This window comes from Psychrobacter sp. DAB_AL62B, from assembly GCF_028895345.1.
Taxonomy (GTDB): domain Bacteria; phylum Pseudomonadota; class Gammaproteobacteria; order Pseudomonadales; family Moraxellaceae; genus Psychrobacter.
This window is the reverse complement of sequence record NZ_SAXC01000001.1, coordinates 207753-227066: the sequence shown is the minus strand read 5'-3', so window position 1 is coordinate 227066 and position 19314 is coordinate 207753. Positions and strand designations below refer to the sequence as shown.

Here is a 19314-nt window from a genome sequence, read left to right as displayed (position 1 = left end):
TATGTTCCAAGCCGCTGCTTCCAGCATTCCAAATAATGCATTGTCTATAAATGGCTATTTAACGATCATTTATATTGAATAAAATAATTGGATTTTTTATGTCACATCATCTGTCACAATCTCGCCCTTATTTATCTATTATCATACCCGCGTATAATGATGCTGGTGCTTTACAGGCTTTTTTACCAGAAGTCTTTGCATTTACGAAGACACTACGCGCTCCTGTAATAGATACATCGTCGACAGAACAAAATAGTGAAACAACAATAGCAAATTGTGAGATTATTATTGTCGATGATGGCAGCTGCGCTCACTCCGTTGATGTGGTTACAGATTTGATGACTACTCGCCTATTAAATACAGAGCTTGCGATTGCGGCTCTGGTACATTTCTTAGTACTCGTGAGCATCGTCAATTTCACAACAATCACACCAGCGTGGGCAAACGTGGGTGCTTTCTTAATCGCTTTTGTAGTAAGTTTTTTTGGACACTTCTATCTCACTTTCAAGCAAGCAGATCACTCAACTGAGAACCCCCAACACCATAATGGTAAGAAAAATAGCAATAAATACTTATCTGCATTAGTAAAATGGTTTAGCAGCTCAGCAGCAGGTTTCATAGCCAACCAAGCTTTATTTGTTTTAGGTCTAAGTTGGTTCGGTGAACGATACTATATTTTGATTTGGTTAATCGTGACTGGCGTCGTTACAATTATGACCTTTGCATTAGGTAAGTTCTGGGCATTTAAATCATGAGTAATCCTAACTCTCAAAACTCAGCTTCTCAGCTGTCTAATGAGGCACGTGCCGTTATTATTAATGTTGATGACCTAGGGCTGTCTGGGGCGGTAAATGATGCGGTCATCCACCTTGCTGAGCTTGGGCGCATTGGTGCCAGTAGTTATATGGTAGGCGGCACAATTACGGATAGCGATATAAATCAATTAAAAAAACTCAATGTCGATGTCGGCTTGCATTTGGATTTTACAGGAATATTCCCCTCTGCTCTACGTGGTTCATTAAAATCAATTATAATCGCCTGCTACCTACGCCGTTTTAACCCTATGCAAGTAACTAAGGTGATTAAGCAACAATTGGATGCTTTTGAAGATCGCTTTGGACGTGCGCCCGTATTTATTGACGGGCATCAGCATATTCACCAATTTCCTGTTATTCGTCAATGTTTAATCAACGAGCTGAGCGCCCGCTATAGTGTTGAGATATCAAAAGGCATGCTTAGCGCACGCGTTACGACGCCATTAGTTAACGATCTAAAGTCTTGGATAATATATGGCTTGGGCGGTTACGCTTGGCGCAAATCATGTGAGTATAATCGTATTCCAACCAATGATAGATTTGGTGGTGTATATGGTTTTGATGCTGATAGTCAGCAACTAGCTACCTTGTGGGAGCAATGGTTACAGAATGCGCCGCCTAGTGCTGATTTATCATCAGGGCTGCTAACTCTAGATACGGCGCTACCTATATCATCTGCCAACTTATTGCCTACTCTAATTATGTGTCACCCTGCTTTACCTGACAATGGTAGCAATGACTGGTAAGATGAAATCAAAGCAGCTCGAGAGCTTGAGTATGAATGGTTAATAAGTACTGAGTTTGAATATTTATTGCATAAGTATCAAGTTAGATTATTGCGGTGATCAGATATAATGGCAGCTAAATAAATTTTTAATGATAGCGACTCTTATTTTAGATAGAAAAAAAGCTAAGACTATTTAAAGTCTTAGCTTTTTTATAAAATAAATTTTAACGTTTCAAAAATTAATCAATAAAGCTTAACCAATCCATATACTGTTCATTGCGACCATGTACCACATCAAAGTACAAAGTTTGTAATTTTTCAGTCAAAGGTCCACGTCCACCATTACCGATAGTACGATCATCGTATTCACGAATAGGCGTCACTTCAGCAGCCGTGCCGGTCATAAATATTTCATCCGCCAAATAAAATTCATCACGAGTAATGCGACGCTCAACGACTTTGATGCCCAAATCATCTGCGAATTGGATGATAGTACGACGAGTAATACCATCAAGCGCCCCACCACCTAGATCTGGTGTATGCAGTACACCATCTTTAACTAAAAACAGGTTCTCACCAGCACCTTGGCAAACATAGCCTTGTGGGTCCATCAAGATAGCTTCGTCATAGCCATTACGGGTCACTTCTTGATTAGCCATGATTGACACTGGATAATTGCTTGATGCCTTTGCTTTACACATGGTCACATTGGTCATGTGATGAGTGAAGGAAGATGTTTTGACACGAATGCCGTTTTTGATACCCTCTTCACCAAGGTACGCGCCCCAATGCCAAGCCGCAACCATGGCATTAATGCTATTGTCGCGTGACGACAGACCCAGTTTTTCTGCACCTACCCAAATAAGAGGACGAATATAAGCTTCTGCGAAGTTGTTTTGCTTAACCACGTCTTTGTGCGCTTGCTCAAGCGTTGCAGCATCAAAAGGCACATCCATCTGAAAAATCTTTGCTGAACCCAACAGACGCTCTGTATGTTCTTTTAGGCGAAAAATTGCCGTACGATTGTCAGCCGTTTGGTAAGCACGTACACCTTCAAAAACCGCCATACCGTAATGCAAGCTATGTGTAAGCACATGAACCTTAGCATCCGGCTGTTCAATCATCGTGCCATTCATCCAAAGCTTGCCTTCCTGTGTTGCCATATTCATCTAATAGTCCTTATGCTAGCGCTGACGTCTAACTTTTTTGTTGAGTGTTAAGTGGATACTTTAATTAAAATTGCATGCTGACACTGGGTGTCTATTTTTCAGGTGCAAATTTTTTCATGTACAAATTTAATGCGCAAATGATTATATCACCGGCACGCCACGCAAATGAAATATTTTAGTTTGTCACTGCATGGCTTTTATTTATATGCCGTTGAATACAAGCGGTATGGTTATACTCATATCGTTATTCTGCTGATTCCACACCCATAAGATGCTGCCACTGCGCTTGTACCAGTGCTCGTGTTTCTGTCCAAAGCGACTCGTCAACCAACAACGACTGCTCGGACAATGCCAATTGATGTGTTGCGGCGCGTATGCGTAAATAAGCATCGGTCAAATCTTGACAGACTGCTGATTCCCAAATCCCTAGTGCCGCGACTTCTTCAAAGATACGGACGTTGTCACTCCATTTGGTCAAAGTAGGATGTTCATGTGAATAAGCTAATACTGCAAATTGCGCCAAAAACTCAATATCTACAATACCGCCTGCATCTTGTTTTAGATGAAACTTGCCAGCTTGTTGTTGCCACTGACTGGTTCCTAGATGTTTTTGCATTTTAATACGCATACTCGTCACTTCGATACGGACTTGCTCAATCGTACGCGGTAATGCCAAAACGCTTCGGCGAATATCACAAAAACGTGCCGTGACGCGTTTATCGCCGCAGATTGCTCTTGCTCGTACTAGCGCTTGATGCTCCCACGACCAAGCTTTCTCAAGCTGATAGGTTTCAAAAGCGTGGCAAGAAACCACCATCATACCGGCATTGCCAGAGGGACGCAGACGCATGTCTACTTCATAGGCACGGCCGTCACGAGTTTGGGTATTGAGATACGTCATGAGCTTTTGCGCAAGGCGCGCTGCAAATTTCATACCACTGACTGATTTCTCACCCGTAGTCATACCCTGCTCTTTTATTTTATGCAAAAACACCAAGTCTAAATCGGATGAATAGGATAATTCAAGACCGCCAAGCTTGCCATAGCCAATAATCGCAAAGCCGCAATCGGCTTCAGTAACCGGATCACCATCTTGACTAATAGGATAACCGTAGCGCTTAACAATTTCTGCAAAAGCACGCTCTAATGCCGCCTCCAATACCACTGCTGCAATATAAGTCAGTGAATCTGATACCTTCATTATCGGGCGCTCAGCCAGCACATCACTGGCAGCGACCGCTAGGACTTGGTTCTTTTTGAACAATCGTAATACGCTCAGCAGCTCCTCTTCATCATTGGGCTCCACCCGTAATAGCTGCTGGCGCAAAATATCACGCAGCTCAGGCTTGTCTGGCAAATGCCGATAGCGCTGCTGTAAAAAAGTATCCAATAATACTGGATAATGAGCCAGCTCTTTAGCAATCCAAGGGCTGGCTGATAGCATCGGGATCAGCTCAACCGTGGCGTTGGGATTCTCAGCAATCATAACCAGATAAATAGAGCGACGGCAGATAGCTTCAAGCAAGGCAATTAAACGTGGCAATGCTATGTTGGCAAGTTGCTGCTGTTCTTGATGCGCAAGTAGCGCATGCACTATCACCGGATAAGCGTCATCCAAGCGTTCACGAGCCTCATTACTCAAATTAGCGACCATTTTTGACTGCCAAAAATCTTGTAGTTGAGCACGATTTTCTTCAGTCAACACTTGATTTAAACGGGCAATTTGTTCATCAAGTTGCGCAGGTTCAAGCTCATTATCGTCTTGAGCGGGAACTTGACGCTCAGTGACCATACGCTCAAACGGCACATTGACATTGTATCGATGATGATTGAGGGTATTGAGCAACCCTTCCCAATTGTCAAACCCAAGCGTCACAGCCAGATTGTGCTGCCAGTTTGTATCATGAGGTAAGCGCTGGGTTTGTTGATCGTTAATCGCCTGAATACCGTGCTCAAGTCGACGCAAAAAGCGATAAGCGGCTTGCAGTTCTTGATAGGTATCATGCTCTAAATACTCAAGCTCACACAGTACTTGCATTGCCTTTAAGCAAGACTTGACCTGTAGCTGCGGATGCCGACCGCCATAAATTAATTGAAACGCTTGTACGATAAACTCAATATCTCGAATACCGCCCGCGCCAAGTTTTATATTATCCAAGTCTTCGCGCTGTGCAACTTGATTTTGAATAAGAGATTTCATCTCTCTAAGTGCCGAAAAAGCACTATAATCAACGTAATAACGAAAGACAAATGGCTTAGTAAGCGCTTGTATTTCATCGTAAAACGGTGGCGCTATGTGCCCAACCACGCGCGCTTTTAGCCAAGCAAAGCGCTCCCATGCGCGCGCGTTTTGAGCAAAGTACTTTTGTAATGCCGATAAATGAATGGCCAAATCACTGCCATCACCCCACGGCCGTAGCCGCATATCGACCCGAAATACAAAACCATCAGCCGTATTGTTATCGAGCAGCTTGATAATACCCTGACCAAGCCGCGTCATAAAACGCTTATTATCAATACTGCGGGTGCCTTTTTCTTTGTCACCGTCAGTTTCACCGCGCGCCTGATGGACAAAGATAAGGTCAATATCACTCGATAAGTTCAGCTCATGCGCGCCAAGTTTACCCATCGCCATAATGGCCATATCATCAACTTGCACATTACCTTTGTCATTAATAAAGGTTGGCTGCCCGTACTGGGTAACGAGATGCTGATAGGTATAATCCTTCGCAAATAAAATACAACCATCGGCAAATTCGGACAACTCATCCGTTAATTGCTCAAGTTCAATGACTGCCAATGCATCTTGCCAAACCCAGCGCATCATCAATAGCATACGTAGATGCCGTAGACCGCTCATCACTTTGGTTTCATTCGCGAGTTGATAGTTTTCATCCAAGGTATAATCTTGAATAAGATCATCGATTTGCTGGCGAGTTAAGGTACTCTCTAAGGGATAACTACGCAAAAACGTCTGACATGCACCCGTTCGACTCTGCCAAACTTGATAAGCAAACTCACTTGCTGTTTGTAGCGCTTCTAGCTGCTCTGATGTGGGTTGATAACCTTTATCATTAAATACGGTAGATAGCATAACGATGACAACTCCTTGCAGCAGGGAACTATGAAACTACATAAACTTAGGATTTAACATGAATCTAGAGCATAGTCTTAAAGTTTTTCTGACTAAATACCTATGACAAATGATGAACATACTGAGCATAAAATAACTATTAACCATGTCGATTCCATTCGATTTGAGCGGTTTTATGGTAGCATAAATAACTTAACTATAAATGATGACTGCATTTGTGCGCAGCAAGATGCAATAAATTATTGTAGATATGGTTATTAGTAATAAAATGTGTTCATGATAGTATGTTCCGTCTATCTTAAAGCCTTAAAAAGTTTAAAATAGCCTTAAGACTTTTAAAGGTAACAAATAGGTAATCAAAAATGAAAAATACAAATACAAAAGAACAAAACCAAGAAATTGTACTGGCTAACCACCCTTCAGGTATACCGACGACAGACACGTTTAAAATTAATGACATCGATATGCCGACACTCAAAGAAGGCGAAGTGCTGCTTAAAAGTATTTACGTATCCGTTGATCCTGGCATGCGTGGCTTTATGAATAAAGGCACGGATGATGCAGCTGGCAGCAAATTTCAGCTAAATAAACCTATTACCAGTCGAACGGTCGCCCAAGTTATCGAAAGCAGTGATGATAATTTTATGGTCGGTGATATCGTGCATGGTCGATTTGCTTGGCAGAAATATCAAACGGTTAACATTGCAGATATTGAAAAAGTAGATCCGACACTTGCGCCTATCTCTACTGCAGTCAGTATGCTTGGCATTCCTGGTCTCTCTGCCTACTTTGGTATGCTAAATATTGGTCAGCCTAAAAAAGGTGAAACGGTCGTCGTCTCCGGTGCAGCTGGCTCTGTGGGTAGTATCGCTGCTCAAATTGCCAAAATAAAAGACTGTAAAGTTATTGGTATTGCCGGCTCGGCCCAAAAAATCGCGTTCTTGGAAAACGATCTGGGTTTAGATAAAGGTATTAACTATAAACAAGTCGATGATATGGAAGCAGCAATAAAAGACGCTTGCCCCAATGGTGTTGATGTCTTCTTTGATAATGTGGGTGGGGAATTGTTCGATGCCGTGTTTGCCAATATCAACGAGCATGCCCGCATTGCTGTTTGCGGTCAAATCGCAGATTACAACGAAGAAAACCCACCACAAGGACCAAGACCGATGCATACCTTAATCAAGAAAAGTGCTCGCATGGAAGGTTTTGTGGTCTATGACTTTAAAGACAACTTTGCAGAAGCTAAGCAACAGCTTGCAGACTGGTATAATAATGGCAATCTAATCTATAAAGAAAACCTCATTGAAGGCTTTGAAAATATTCCTGATGCCTTCATTGGGCTATTTTCTGGAGAAAATATAGGTAAGCAAATGGTTAAAGTTGGCGATATAGTAGATTCATTTTAAAAACGATACAGTGCTATTGACTATAAATTTTTTGCAGCCTCTGTCACGCCTGCGAACAGCAAGCAAGAAAAAATATAGTCAATAGCACGTTATTACAATCGTATCGCTTTTATTTTGAACTGACTATACCATTAACCATTAACCATTAACCATTAACCATTAACCATTAACCATTAACCATTAACCATTAACCATTAAGTGTGGCTGGTTTTTATATTGTTATAACCAATCATTAATGAGCACTATTAATACTAGATAAGCTACGATACTATAATTTGTGATACTAGGCCTATGACCATGACCACCGCTCCTACTCCCTTACTCTTGATCACCGCTGACCCCAGTCATCCGCTTGCCCATATAGCGCTACGCTATGCTCGTAGTTATCTGCAAATAGCAGTAATGAATGATAAAAGTGATAACAGTAACCGACCTGAAAACCATCAAGCACTACTGAATATTTTTTTCTATGCAGATGCAGCAAATATTGCCAATCGGTTACGCTGGCAGTCAGCTGATCAGATGAACATAACCCAAGAATGGCAAAATCTCGCTGAGCAATATCAGATATCACTGCCTGTCTGTGTCAGCACAGCGCTCAGTCGCGGTATCTCGGATAGCGACAATAGTGCGCGCCATCATTTAGATAGCGAAAATCTGGCGACAGGTTTTACATTAGCAGGACTGAGTGAGCTTGCCATGATGATGCAAGGCGACTGTCGCGTGATACAGTTCTGATAATAGCAAGCTCAATAACAGCTAGCTTAATAACAGCGGTTAGCGATAAATAAGATTAGGAATAAACCATGAAATTACTCATTCGCTTGCAGACACCTACTGAAATGGCAAGCTATGAAGGCTGCGCGCTCGCTTTGACCTTAGCCACCTTTGGGCATGATGTACAACTGTATTTGGATGCACCGGTATTTGGGTTTTTGATGCAGTCTGACGCACGTCTACATGGCATGATTCAATCGCTTGAACTATATGATATGCCGCCAGCTTGGCTACCTGATGATGTATTTAGCGGCTGGATTACTGGTATGCTGCCGACCGATGTCGCGACCCAATTAACCTTGATTCCAGAAGTTATTAACTCCCAAAACTTTGATCAAATTCTCAATTTTTAATATGAAGGCTTTAAATGTGAAAGCTTTGAATAACAGATACTAGCCAAAATTTTTACTATTAAAACAAATACAGTAAGCAATCGGACACGACTATGGCAACTTTATATCAATTACATAGCACTATGGATACGCTCAGACGCAGCACAGAACAAATGGCGTTGACGTGGCGTGCTGGTGACAGCATCCTCTTATTAGGCACAACCGTCGCTTTTATTGATTGGCTTAATGCTTATTTAGATGATATTGAGGAAATCGAAATGGAAGATATAGCTGGTATCTACGCCCTCGCTGAGGATGTGGCGCAGCTCAATCAGAATACAACAGCAAAACTCAATCTCAGCGCCAAATTAACTGGTATTTTGAGCGATAATGAATGGGTTGCGATGACGCAAGATACTAACTTAGATGATGCTAAGTTTGATAAAGTGATAACGATTGCCTTATGAGTACTTCTAGCACCTCTACCATTCCCTCTGCTACAGCAATCAACGTAGCCTTAGACCAAGATGGTCATTTATGCGACCACACTGTTTGGACGCCTGCTATTGCACAGCAGCTAGCCAATACATTGGCTCTAGATTTAGATACTGAGCATTTAGCGGTGTTGCAACAAGTACGCGCGTTTTTTGTCAAGTTTAATCACGCCCCAGCCACACGCCCGCTGATTAAGTGGCTCCAAAAAACCTTACCTGAGGACGACATCAGCAATCAAAAACTACAGCAGCTATTTAATACTGGCTTGGTCGCCCGTCACGTCAACCGTCTCGCTGGGCTGCCGAAACCCCCTAATTGTTTATAGTAAAGCAAGTTAAGACAAAGCAAGCTAAATTTTTATAGTGAACGGCTTTCTTATATCGTTTAAACATCTGATTACTAAAGCTTTAGTGCTAATAGAGCGGCTACTTTGGGTCGTAGACCGCCAGCGTCTCATAACCAATACTGCGACCTTCATCACCAGTAAAACCTTGCTGCCGCCATACCTCATACAAGCATATTGCCACGCTATTAGACAAATTCAAACTGCGCGAATCAGCCAGCATTGGCAGTCGCAACCAATTATCCGCACCAATATTCTCACGTATATCCTCTGCCAACCCGGCCGTCTCAGAACCAAAAACCAGCGCAATATTAGCTGCCGATTCCAAAACCGTATCTGAGCTGTCAGCTACTTGCCCACTAAAATCATAATCATAGAATGGTGTGCTCAATTTGGTCGTTAGCGCTGTAATGATATGACAACCAGCAGCTTGCAATGCCTGTTTGGCCATCGCCCAATCGTCGTGTACTTGCAAATGGGCGTACTCATGATAATCCAATCCTGCGCGGCGCAGCTTCTTATCGTCCAGCTCAAACCCTAATGGCCTGACTAAATGCAGTTGTGCCCCACTATTAGCGCATAAACGAATAATATTACCGGTATTGCTGGGCATCTTTGGCGCTACCAGCACGATATGAATGGTCATACTGACTCCGTAAGTGGTTAAAGTTTTATTATTTAGGCTTATATATCAAGCGTAATCAAAAGTTACAGTTTACTGCCGATAATTACATTTTGATACTGTGCACCGATTTTAACTTTGATTATGATGGCTGTAATGGATAACGAGATAATTTAAACACATTGTTATCGTATCCTATAACCCTTCAGTGAGGCTTAAGTAAACTGCTTAGCATCACTGTTGTTATTTATAATCAACCATTTATTTTTGAGGAAATTGTTATGAAAAAGCTAATCATTGCATCTTTAACGGCTATGTTTGTATTAACTGGTTGCAACACTTTTAAAGGTCTAGGTCAAGACGTATCTAGCGCTGGCGATGCTGTAACTGGCGGTGCACAAGACGTACAAAATAAAATCTAAGTACTAACTTTGTTAGACTTATTTTTAAGAGGCTTATCATTCGGTAAGCCTCTTTTTTTGTTTTAATGTTCGCTTGCTGAATTATTTTAGTCTATTCGAAGAAATCAAAGCTTTCAGTATAATATTACAAAATGATATTACAAAAACTCTCTTAAAATCTGATTGAGGTATCTTCTGCCCAATGCGGTCGGCTGTAACTGTTCAGCATCATCCATCAGTAAGCCTTGTTTTATTAATTTATTAACTTGTATCGCAATGCTGTCATAGCTAAGCCCTGTGTGAGCCTCAAATAACGACCATGCCACACCAGCATGCAAACGCAACGCATTCAGCATAAACTCACTAACCAGTTCATCACTGGCAATCGTCTGCCAGCCCACCATTTTTGGTGACTCTTCAGTTGTTTCATTGTGGTGAGGCGCGTCTTGATAGTCCATATAATCTTTCGGCATTCGTGATTTGCTAAAGCGATAAATACCCGCCTCTGCCAACTTTTCACTAGCCACTTCGCTAATGGTTATTTTTTCAGCAGCGGCGTTATTCACAGTTACTTTACCATGCGCGCCTGCACCAATCGCTAAATAGTCACCAAACTGCCAATAGTTGACGTTATGACGGCACGGCTTATCTGACGCGCCAGCCCACGCCGACACCTCATAATTGTGGTAGCCTAAATTTTGTAGTAAGGTCTGACCCGCCTGTTCAATATCAGCTAAGCTATCCTCATCGGGTAAGATTGGCTGACTGCGATAAAAGACCGTATTAGGCTCAATGGTCAGCTGATACCAAGATATATGGGTTGCTCCGGCATCATGTGCTGTCTGGATATCGTTTATTGCTTCATTCAAGGTTTGCTGCGGTAGACCATGCATCAAATCAACATTGACGCGCTCAAACCCAGCCGCACGAGCTACTTTAATCGCTGATAATGCTTGTTTGGGATCGTGAATACGCCCCAATGTTGTTAGCTGCTCGGCAGAAAAGCTTTGTACACCGATAGACAGACGATTGATGCCCACATCTAAATATTCAGCAAAGGGTGCATGCTCAAGCGTACCTGGATTGGCTTCCATGGTGATTTCAATATCATTGGCAAAATTAAAACATGCTCGCAATCCAGAAAATAAGCGCCGATACTGCGCCATAGGAAGTAGCGACGGTGTGCCACCACCGATAAATATCGAGCTGATTTCTCGCCCTTGGGTTAATGACTGCTGCGCTGCGGCATCGAGTAATAGCGCATCGACGTACTCGTCATACATGGACAACTGACTATCAATCGGTAGCTCATGCGAATTAAAATCACAGTAAGGACATTTTTTCACACACCACGGGATGTGGATATACAGCGCCAATGGAATGTCGCTTACTTCTATCGCACTCGCAGTAGAATGATTAAAAGCGCTCAGATTATTGGAAAAGTGAACAGATTTGATATTTGACATAATCGGTCTATCTATAAATGATTAACAGCTATCAGTAGCAGAAAGTATTGCTAGGATAACGGCTAAGCGTCCGAAAAAAAAGGGTATCTTAAATAAAAGCGTATCAATAACAAAACCAGTAACAAATACTCATGTTAACGGCGTTCTATTACAGGCAAAATATCTAACAACCACTATTACTACATAAAACGATAATGAATGATAAGCAATCATTAAAAGGATAAAGACAATGGCCTATTGGCTGATAAAATCCAATCCAAAATGTTTTAATATAAAAGACCTACAACACGTAGGAACAGAGATGTGGGATGGCGTACGTAACTACCGCGCCCGTAACTTTATGCGTGATGATATGAAAGCAGGCGATAAGGCCTTTTTTTATCATTCAAGTGCTAGACCTTCTGGTGTCGCTGGTATCGTGATCATCAGCAAAGCAGGCTACGCTGACACGACCCAGTTTCATCCTGAACATCGGCACTATGATCCCAAAGCGACTGAAGATGAGCCTCGCTGGTATATGGTAGATGTGACTTTTGAGCAGGCGTTTACCGATATACTGCCACTATCAGAGCTTAAATTTTTGCCTGCGCTTGAGGATTCTTTATTACTCAGAAAAGGCTGTGAGCAATTAACCATCCTTCCGCTTGAACCCAAGCATTGGCACGCGATTATGGATATGGCTGAAACGCTTGATCTGATAGCGGATGAGGTGGATTCCATTTAACTGCTAATGCGTCGATCATAAACATTAAAATGTTAGGAAAAACCATAAATGAAATCCATCAAACGCCTCTAAAACATTGACATCATACTCTTGCTTCTTTACCATTATCTCTACTTATGACCTGTTAATTCATTATTTGAATTGACGGGTTATTTTTATTTTAGCGTCATCGATTTTATTTACATACTCTGCCTGCATATTCTTGTTAAGAAGGGGCTTGCTCATATTATTTATCGGAGTATTATCGTCGGCACGACTCCTACCTTACTGTCTCGCTATTGATTTATTGATGGCAGTATTTGCTCATCAATAATAATTACCGCAAAGAATAAAAAGTTGCTCATTATGTTTTTCCCATTATCTTTTAGAGATTTTAAAAGCTACAGCTTACGCCTAGGCGTGCTCGCGCTCCCCATCTTAATTACCCAATTTTGCCAAGCTGCGCTTGGTGTCGTCGATGCCATTATGGCCGGTCAAGTCTCCGCGCTCGACTTGGCTGCTGTGGCCGTTGGCTCTGGTATTTGGCTGCCTCTGTTTTTATTAGCCACCGGTATTTTAATTGCCACCACGCCTCTTATTGGTGAGGCAATTGGTCAAAACAAACATAACCAAGTACCCCATATCACCCAGCAATCTTTATGGGCGGCTAGCGTAATTGGTATTCTTGGCTTTATTATCGTTAATTTAGCACCAAATATCCTTGGCATAATGGGCGTCCCTGAAAATATCCAACCGATAGCGACGCAGTATTTACATGGCGTATCATTTGGTTTTCCTGCTATGGCCATATATGCCGTGCTACGCAGTTATTGCGAAGCGCTTGGGCGTCCTGAACCAGTAACTGTTATTAGCATCATTGGTCTGCTCGCAGATATTCCGCTTAACTATATCTTTATCCATGGCTTGTTTGGAATGCCTGAGATGGGCGGTGCCGGCTGCGGGGTCGCAACTGCAATTGTATTGTGGATAAACGTCCTATTGCTTGCTGCTTATACCAGCTTCACTAAACGTCAGCAATTTGCCAGCACTCGCTTTTTTTATGGTTTTGCCAGCCCCAATCGTGCACAAATAAAGAAACTACTGAAACTTGGTATTCCTATTGGTATCTCTATCTTTTTTGAAGCAAGCTTATTTAGCTTAGGTGCGCTGGTTATTAGTCCATTAGGTGCGCTGGCAACAGCGTCGCATCAAGTGGCATTATCAGTGACCTCGCAGCTGTTTATGATACCCATATCGGTCGCTATGGCACTGACAATCATGATATCCAATCGCTTCGGTGAAAAAAACCTCTTGGCATTACGTCAAGTGCAAGCCACTGGTCTGATATGGACAGTAGTGATTGCCTTCGCTTGTATGCTCGGTGTCTGGTTGTTTAGACCACAATTGGCAGCAGCTTTCACCGACAATCCAATCGTAAGAGCACAAGCCATGCACTTACTGATTTTTGCACTGGCTTATCAGTTATTTGATGGCTGGCAAGTTAATGTGGCTGGTATATTGCGCGGTATGCAAGACACGACTGTACCAATGTGGGTCACGCTATTTTGTTATTGGATAGTTGCTCTGCCGCTTGGCGTTTACTTAGTACGCTTCACGGATCTTGGCCCGCAGGGTTTTTGGATGGCATTAATTACTGGGCTATTTTTATCCTCTATTTTGCTTACATTGCGTCTGCTCTATCAACAAAAGCGCTTGACGGCGATGTGGGGTTGATCATTAGATATTATTTATCCAAACCTATTATACAAACCTAGTATCTGTTAATCATGACTAGCGCTACTTAACCACATAGACTATGATAAATCATTAAGCATTTCTTACTCGAAAGAGTGCTTACGTCATAATATGTAAAAAAATTCAGTTAACAACTGTACATCGATTGCTCATTGCCGTGAATATAGGTATCATTAGCAATTATCTACACAATATTTAGTTACACTATTTTCTCGAATTTAGTACAAGGCAAAATTAAAATTATGGATATTGAAAAAATACGCACCCTAATCGCCCTCATGGAAGAAAGTGAACTGGTGAATTTAGAAATCAGCTCAGATGATGAACACATCAGTTTAACTCGTCACTATGATGCGCCAGCACCAACGATGATGGCCGCTCCTACTGCCGGCGCTGCCCCTATTGCAACTGAAGCAAAAGCAGCCGTCAAAGCTGGTAGCGTTGAGACGTCGCCGATGGTTGGTGTTTATTATTCAGCCCCTAGCCCTAACGATCCGCCATTTATCAAGGTGGGACAAAAAGTACAAGCTGGTGATACGCTTGGCATTATTGAAGCGATGAAAATCATGAATCCTCTTGAAGCGACTCAAAGTGGTGTCATTGACGAAATCTTAGTCAATAACTCTGACGTTGTGCAGTTTGGCCAACCTATCGTCCGCTATAAAGCGTAACGATATTCGCCACACTTTACTTCGTTATGATTGAGACTCGTTATCATTCATATGGCAACGTAACTTGAGTTTACTTAATTTATCGTAGCTAAATTCTATGATGCCAAAGATAGCGACTCTATCAATAAACGCCGCTTCGACAAGGATGACCCCATGATAAAAAAACTGCTCATCGCCAATAGAGGTGAGATTGCCCTACGTATCGTTCGAGCTTGCAAAGCCCTTGGTATTGAAACCGTAGGCGTTTACTCTACGGCTGATGCAAACTTGATGCACTTGCGCTTTGTTGATGAAGCCATCTGTATTGGTAAACCTAACGCCAATCAAAGCTATCTTGATATTAATACTATCTTGACGGCGGCTGAGATTTCAGGTGCGGACGCTATCCATCCAGGTTATGGGTTTTTGGCTGAAAATGCTGAATTCGCTGAGCGCGTCGAAGAAGCAGGGTTAACCTTCGTTGGACCTAACGCTGATCATATTCGTTTAATGGGTAATAAAGTCTCTGCTATTAATGCCATGAAAAAAGCAGGTGTACCAACCGTACCCGGCTCTGTAGGTGCTGTCACGCTTCATAATGCCGAAGAGCAAGCGCGCAATATTGGTTTTCCGTTATTAATTAAAGCAGCTTCTGGTGGCGGTGGTCGCGGTATGCGTGTCGTTGAGCGCTTTGAAGAAGTTATCGGTCAAGTACAAGCGGCAAAACAAGAAGCTGAGCTGTGGTTTGGCGACGATACTGTGTATATGGAACGTTATCTACAAAATCCGCGCCACGTTGAAGTGCAAGTACTTGGCGACGGTAACGGTAACGCCATTCATCTTTATGATCGCGATTGTTCATTACAACGTCGCCATCAAAAGGTATTAGAAGAAGCGCCAGCCCCTGATATCCCTGACGATGTTCGTCAGCCAATCTTGGAAGCCTGCGTCAAAGCATGTCAGCTAGTCAAGTATCGCGGTGCTGGAACGTTTGAGTTTTTATTTGAGAATAATGAATACTTCTTCATTGAGATGAATACTCGTGTTCAGGTTGAGCATCCTGTTACCGAAATGATTACGGGTATCGACGTAGTAGTCGAGCAATTAAAAATTGCTGCAGGTTACGGTCTGTCCTATCGTCAAAGTGAGATTGAGATTCAAGGTCATGCTATCGAATGCCGTATTAATGCTGAAGATCCGACCACATTTATGCCTTCACCAGGTACGGTCACGCAATTGTTTGCACCAAGTGGCGCCGGCGTGCGTTTTGACTCTCATCTTTACCCTGGTTATGAGATTCCAAGCTATTATGATTCATTGATTGGTAAGCTCATCTGTCATGGTCAGACACGCCAGCAAGCGATCTCTAAAACGCTACATGCACTTGATGAGTTGGTTATTGAAGGTATCAAAACCAATATCCCCATGCATCGTGATGTGATTTTGGCAGATAAAAACTTTATTGAAGAAGCACAAAATATTCATTATCTTGAAAGAGAAATGCTAACTGCCAATAAAGCAAAAGCAGACTCATAACTTGCTGAAATGTCTTGATTGATAAAAAACCGCTATCTGACAGATAGCGGTTTTTTAATGCGGACCAATTAAGATTGTTATAAATAGTGCCATTTAACGAAAACAATTTATTAGGGCAAAATTCTTTTGAAGTTCATAAAGCATTTTGTACCATCAGGGTCAGCACACCACTGCATCTGATTACCATCATGGTTTAAAAATGCAATCAGGGCCTCATCAGTCTGGTCTACCTGATTGCCTGAGCAATCTACCTCATTGTTATCATATACCGTCTTGATAGCAATAATGGGTAACCCTTCTTCACGGTGCGTGACTAAGTAGCGACCGTACGTACGCTCTTTGCCACTTACCGACCACATCTCATTGTCAGCAGCAAAATTATATAGCTCACGGCATTGATTTGATTTCGCTGCAGAGGCCATAAGTTTTTTACTGGTATTCGGCTGAATATTAATGATACGCTTTTCATTTTGTGTCAGTAGTCCCTCACCTGCACTTATTTTAGGCTCGTCACTTTCTATATTTTTTACGTCTTTTAATGCCGCTTGTCTAGCTTCAGCTTCTTTAGTCATCGTGATATTATTATTTAGATCGATTTCCCACTGTCCAGCAATCGCAGGACTGATATGGGTGGTAATAGTCGGCTTACTAACTACTTCGCCATTTACTGGCAGTGACGCTAAAATAGCTGCTAATGAAAATGAAGCAAATGAGATAGGTTCCATAATTAACCTTTTTATTTATAGTATTATAATAATGAGATATATGTACATTAGCGTAAGTCTTAGTCACTAAAAACACAAGTAACATTATGCTATTAAAGCTTTAACGCCTATCTGATAAGCGTCACAGTAGCACATAAATTAATGAGTCTTAAAAAATTAAACAAATAACGCCATGGCTCTGATTTGCTAATCGCAACGAGTCATGACGTTATGGAATACACTATTAAACTTTGATGCTTAAATGCTTAAATATTTAAATGTTAAGCGGCGGATGTACTGACTGCTTGAGCAAAGGCTGATAATGCCCCTTTAAGCATCGCTGATACGGTGCTGCTGCAAGTACCGATACCTGAATAAACCTCACCATCAACATTTAGCTGAATATAAGCCGCAGCGTTGGCATTGGTTTTGTTATCGCTGTTGGTATCATCATCGATGCCATCAACGCTATTGTGCTGCGGATTAATCGCGTGCTCAGCGTAGTTAATGACATGTATTGACTTACCGGTATGCTGAGCAAGTCCATCAATAAATGAAGATAGTGGACCGTTACCTGTTCCATCAATAGTAATAGCCTCTCCATTCATCTGTACTTGGCCGTTAAAGTAAACTTCACCACCTTTATTATTGACGCTGTAATCTAATAACTCAAAGCTACCTTGCTGTAAGTAAGTGTTTTCAAAGGTTTGTAAGATTTCATCATTTTGTAGTTCACGGGCAGCCGTTTCAGCTTGATGCTGTACCACACGGCTAAAGTCAATTTGCATCCAGCGCGGTAGGTTGAAACCATAATTGCGTTGAAGAATATAAGCAACACCGCCCTTGCCAGATTGGCTATTAATACGTACCACATCCTGATAACTGCGACCAATATGCGCTGGATCAATCGGTAAATAAGCAACATCCCAAACATTTTCGGTCTGCTCGATATGTTTCTCATTATAATCAAGGCATTTTTTGATAGCGTCTTGATGCGAGCCACTAAAGGCAGTAAATACCAATTCACCAACATACGGATGGCGTGGGTGTACCGGTAAGTTATTGCACTCGCTAACCACCTGCACAATCTCACTCATGTTACTAAAATCAAGCTCAGGATCGATACCTTGGCTAAACAAGTTCATCGCCATGACCATGATATCCATGTTGCCGGTACGCTCACCATTGCCTAAAAGCGTGCCTTCGATACGATCAGCGCCAGCAAGCACCCCTAGCTCAGCAGCAGCCACTGCACAGCCACGGTCATTATGAGTATGCAAACTGATCGTCACATGCTCACGCTTGGCAAGGTTACGGCAAAAATATTCAACTTGGTCAGCAAATACGTTAGGCGTTGACGCTTCAACAGTCGCTGGCAAGTTTAAAATCACCTCTTGACCATATTCAGGCTTCCAAACATCACAAACGGCATCACAGACCTCGACGGCATATTCAGTCTCAGTTTGGCTAAAGCTCTCAGGTGAATACTGGAATACCCACTCTGTTTCCGGATATTTGGCAGCATATTCAACCAATAATTTAGCACCAGTAATGGCAATCTCTTTAATCTCAGCTTTATCCTTACCGTATACTTTTTCACGTTGGATGCGGCATGTTGAGTTATAAACGTGAACGATGGCACGCTTGGCACCTTTCAATGATTCAAAAGTACGGGCAATCAAATGCTCACGAGCTTGCACCAACACTTGCAAGGTCACATCATCTGGCACATGATTTTCTTCAATCAATTTACGGGCAAAATCAAACTCAACTTGCGCAGCCGATGGAAAACCAATCTCAATTTCTTTAAAGCCTACGCCAACCAGAGTCTTAAAAAAGCGCATTTTTTGTTCAATAGTCATCGGATCAATTAAGGCTTGGTTACCGTCACGCAGATCTACACTTGCCCATATTGGCGACTTCTCAAGCGTTTTACTCGGCCATGTACGATCTGGTAGCGAAGGCGCAAACGCAAAAGGACGATACTTTTTATAATCGAACGCGGCATGTTTTGGCGTTACTGTCGCAGGTGCGGCAGGCGCAGCTTGTGTGGTGCGTGTGGCTTGTTCAGACATGATCAATCCTTAGATGAGATGGCAGTTTATACTTCTAACAAATTATATTTTTGGTAAATAAGTTTAGCAAATGAGCTAATAAATCAGATTTTATGATACGAGATAATATGAGTTTATGCCATTATAATAACAAAGTTAATAAAGTGAAAAGCTGTTTTATTTTACATATATTGCTATTATTTTAGTGATAAACGCTATCATTATGGATACAATTGTATTAATCCACTAATTATTGAATAAT

The 19314-nt window shown here is 42.0% G+C and carries 18 protein-coding genes; 12 read left to right on the top strand and 6 right to left on the bottom strand.

The features are described 5' to 3' along the window. The first annotated feature begins 98 nt into the window (after nt 1-98). Complete coding sequence (locus tag EPB74_RS00900) at nt 99-755, top strand: GtrA family protein (protein ID WP_079691920.1); 657 nt, start codon at nt 99-101, stop codon at nt 753-755. Continuing rightward, the gene (locus EPB74_RS00895; RefSeq protein WP_274902256.1) at nt 752-1561 is read left to right on the top strand and encodes a ChbG/HpnK family deacetylase; all 810 of its coding nucleotides are present in this window, start codon (nt 752-754) and stop codon (nt 1559-1561) included. The genes EPB74_RS00900 and EPB74_RS00895 overlap by 4 nt, the downstream gene beginning before the upstream one ends. 220 nt (nt 1562-1781) lie before the next feature. On the opposite strand, the gene EPB74_RS00890 is transcribed toward EPB74_RS00895, so the two are convergent. After that, complete coding sequence (locus EPB74_RS00890) at nt 1782-2711, bottom strand: branched-chain amino acid transaminase (protein ID WP_274902255.1); 930 nt, start codon at nt 2709-2711, stop codon at nt 1782-1784. Nucleotides 2712-2955: 244 nt separating this feature from the next. Next, nucleotides 2956-5805 (bottom strand): bifunctional [glutamate--ammonia ligase]-adenylyl-L-tyrosine phosphorylase/[glutamate--ammonia-ligase] adenylyltransferase, encoded by a 2850-nt coding sequence (gene glnE / locus EPB74_RS00885; protein WP_274902254.1) that lies wholly within the window; start codon nt 5803-5805, stop codon nt 2956-2958. A 362-nt stretch (nt 5806-6167) separates the two neighbouring features. On the opposite strand from glnE, the gene EPB74_RS00880 reads away from it, so the two are divergent. The 5 genes from EPB74_RS00880 to EPB74_RS00860 all read left to right on the top strand — a co-directional run bounded on the left by EPB74_RS00880 (nt 6168) and on the right by EPB74_RS00860 (nt 9143). Continuing rightward, nucleotides 6168-7214, top strand: coding sequence for an NADP-dependent oxidoreductase (locus EPB74_RS00880; protein ID WP_274902253.1), 1047 nt, complete (start codon nt 6168-6170; stop codon nt 7212-7214). 297 nt (nt 7215-7511) lie between these two features. Then, nucleotides 7512-7952 (top strand): sulfurtransferase complex subunit TusD, encoded by a 441-nt coding sequence (gene tusD / locus EPB74_RS00875; protein ID WP_274902252.1) that lies wholly within the window; start codon nt 7512-7514, stop codon nt 7950-7952. A gap of 68 nt (nt 7953-8020) precedes the next feature. Beyond that, on the top strand, nt 8021-8344 hold the full coding sequence (locus EPB74_RS00870; protein ID WP_274902251.1) for a hypothetical protein: 324 nt from the start codon (nt 8021-8023) through the stop codon (nt 8342-8344). A 92-nt stretch (nt 8345-8436) separates the two neighbouring features. Continuing rightward, a complete protein-coding gene (locus EPB74_RS00865; RefSeq protein ID WP_274902250.1) occupies nt 8437-8790 on the top strand; it encodes a hypothetical protein in 354 nt (117 codons plus the stop codon). Further along, nucleotides 8787-9143: a TusE/DsrC/DsvC family sulfur relay protein gene (locus tag EPB74_RS00860; protein ID WP_274902249.1), complete on the top strand. Its 357-nt coding sequence runs from the start codon at nt 8787-8789 to the stop codon at nt 9141-9143. Before EPB74_RS00865 ends, EPB74_RS00860 begins: the two co-directional genes overlap by 4 nt. Before the next feature lie 100 nt (nt 9144-9243). Here the strand turns inward: EPB74_RS00860 and EPB74_RS00855 are convergent, their stop codons facing one another. Further along, nucleotides 9244-9807, bottom strand: coding sequence for a tRNA (cytidine(34)-2'-O)-methyltransferase (locus tag EPB74_RS00855; protein WP_274902248.1), 564 nt, complete (start codon nt 9805-9807; stop codon nt 9244-9246). A 257-nt stretch (nt 9808-10064) separates the two neighbouring features. On the opposite strand from EPB74_RS00855, the gene EPB74_RS00850 reads away from it, so the two are divergent. Next, a complete protein-coding gene (locus EPB74_RS00850) occupies nt 10065-10205 on the top strand; it encodes an entericidin A/B family lipoprotein (RefSeq protein ID WP_037025595.1) in 141 nt (46 codons plus the stop codon). Between the two features lie 137 nt (nt 10206-10342). On the opposite strand, the gene hemW is transcribed toward EPB74_RS00850, so the two are convergent. Then, entirely contained in the window at nt 10343-11650 is a 1308-nt protein-coding gene (gene hemW, locus EPB74_RS00845) for a radical SAM family heme chaperone HemW (RefSeq protein ID WP_274902247.1), read from the bottom strand. A 229-nt stretch (nt 11651-11879) separates the two neighbouring features. Between hemW and EPB74_RS00840 the strand changes: the two genes are divergently transcribed. The 4 genes from EPB74_RS00840 (at nt 11880) to accC (ending at nt 16294) form a co-directional block, all read left to right on the top strand. After that, nucleotides 11880-12374 carry an EVE domain-containing protein gene (locus EPB74_RS00840; RefSeq protein WP_274902246.1) on the top strand — a complete coding sequence of 165 codons (495 nt, stop codon included), beginning with the start codon at nt 11880-11882 and terminating at the stop codon, nt 12372-12374. 345 nt (nt 12375-12719) lie between these two features. Continuing rightward, nucleotides 12720-14087 (top strand): MATE family efflux transporter, encoded by a 1368-nt coding sequence (locus EPB74_RS00835; protein ID WP_089554358.1) that lies wholly within the window; start codon nt 12720-12722, stop codon nt 14085-14087. A 263-nt stretch (nt 14088-14350) separates the two neighbouring features. Next, nucleotides 14351-14779, top strand: a complete 429-nt coding sequence (gene accB, locus EPB74_RS00830; RefSeq protein WP_079691933.1) for an acetyl-CoA carboxylase biotin carboxyl carrier protein — start codon at nt 14351-14353, stop codon at nt 14777-14779. A gap of 153 nt (nt 14780-14932) precedes the next feature. Then, nucleotides 14933-16294 carry an acetyl-CoA carboxylase biotin carboxylase subunit gene (gene accC, locus EPB74_RS00825; RefSeq protein ID WP_079691934.1) on the top strand — a complete coding sequence of 454 codons (1362 nt, stop codon included), beginning with the start codon at nt 14933-14935 and terminating at the stop codon, nt 16292-16294. A gap of 110 nt (nt 16295-16404) precedes the next feature. Here the strand turns inward: accC and EPB74_RS00820 are convergent, their stop codons facing one another. Further along, complete coding sequence (locus EPB74_RS00820; RefSeq protein ID WP_089554357.1) at nt 16405-17019, bottom strand: hypothetical protein; 615 nt, start codon at nt 17017-17019, stop codon at nt 16405-16407. 260 nt (nt 17020-17279) lie between these two features. Beyond that, complete coding sequence (gene leuA / locus EPB74_RS00815; RefSeq protein WP_274902245.1) at nt 17280-19073, bottom strand: 2-isopropylmalate synthase; 1794 nt, start codon at nt 19071-19073, stop codon at nt 17280-17282. Between the last annotated feature and the right edge of the window lie 241 nt (nt 19074-19314).

Bases quoted from the DNA above. Each gene is read 5' to 3' on its own strand.
- EPB74_RS00835 (WP_089554358.1), top strand. From the start codon at position 12,720: ATGTTTTTCCCATTATCTTTTAGAGATTTTAAAAGCTACAGCTTACGC.
- EPB74_RS00855 (WP_274902248.1), bottom strand. From the start codon at position 9,807: ATGACCATTCATATCGTGCTGGTAGCGCCAAAGATGCCCAGCAATACC.
- EPB74_RS00865 (WP_274902250.1), top strand. From the start codon at position 8,437: ATGGCAACTTTATATCAATTACATAGCACTATGGATACGCTCAGACGC.
- EPB74_RS00820 (WP_089554357.1), bottom strand. From the start codon at position 17,019: ATGGAACCTATCTCATTTGCTTCATTTTCATTAGCAGCTATTTTAGCG.
- EPB74_RS00895 (WP_274902256.1), top strand. From the start codon at position 752: ATGAGTAATCCTAACTCTCAAAACTCAGCTTCTCAGCTGTCTAATGAG.
- hemW (WP_274902247.1), bottom strand. From the start codon at position 11,650: ATGTCAAATATCAAATCTGTTCACTTTTCCAATAATCTGAGCGCTTTT.
- leuA (WP_274902245.1), bottom strand. From the start codon at position 19,073: ATGTCTGAACAAGCCACACGCACCACACAAGCTGCGCCTGCCGCACCT.
- EPB74_RS00860 (WP_274902249.1), top strand. From the start codon at position 8,787: ATGAGTACTTCTAGCACCTCTACCATTCCCTCTGCTACAGCAATCAAC.
- accC (WP_079691934.1), top strand. From the start codon at position 14,933: ATGATAAAAAAACTGCTCATCGCCAATAGAGGTGAGATTGCCCTACGT.
- EPB74_RS00900 (WP_079691920.1), top strand. From the start codon at position 99: ATGTCACATCATCTGTCACAATCTCGCCCTTATTTATCTATTATCATA.
- EPB74_RS00840 (WP_274902246.1), top strand. From the start codon at position 11,880: ATGGCCTATTGGCTGATAAAATCCAATCCAAAATGTTTTAATATAAAA.
- glnE (WP_274902254.1), bottom strand. From the start codon at position 5,805: ATGCTATCTACCGTATTTAATGATAAAGGTTATCAACCCACATCAGAG.
- tusD (WP_274902252.1), top strand. From the start codon at position 7,512: ATGACCACCGCTCCTACTCCCTTACTCTTGATCACCGCTGACCCCAGT.
- EPB74_RS00890 (WP_274902255.1), bottom strand. From the start codon at position 2,711: ATGAATATGGCAACACAGGAAGGCAAGCTTTGGATGAATGGCACGATG.
- accB (WP_079691933.1), top strand. From the start codon at position 14,351: ATGGATATTGAAAAAATACGCACCCTAATCGCCCTCATGGAAGAAAGT.
- EPB74_RS00870 (WP_274902251.1), top strand. From the start codon at position 8,021: ATGAAATTACTCATTCGCTTGCAGACACCTACTGAAATGGCAAGCTAT.
- EPB74_RS00880 (WP_274902253.1), top strand. From the start codon at position 6,168: ATGAAAAATACAAATACAAAAGAACAAAACCAAGAAATTGTACTGGCT.
- EPB74_RS00850 (WP_037025595.1), top strand. From the start codon at position 10,065: ATGAAAAAGCTAATCATTGCATCTTTAACGGCTATGTTTGTATTAACT.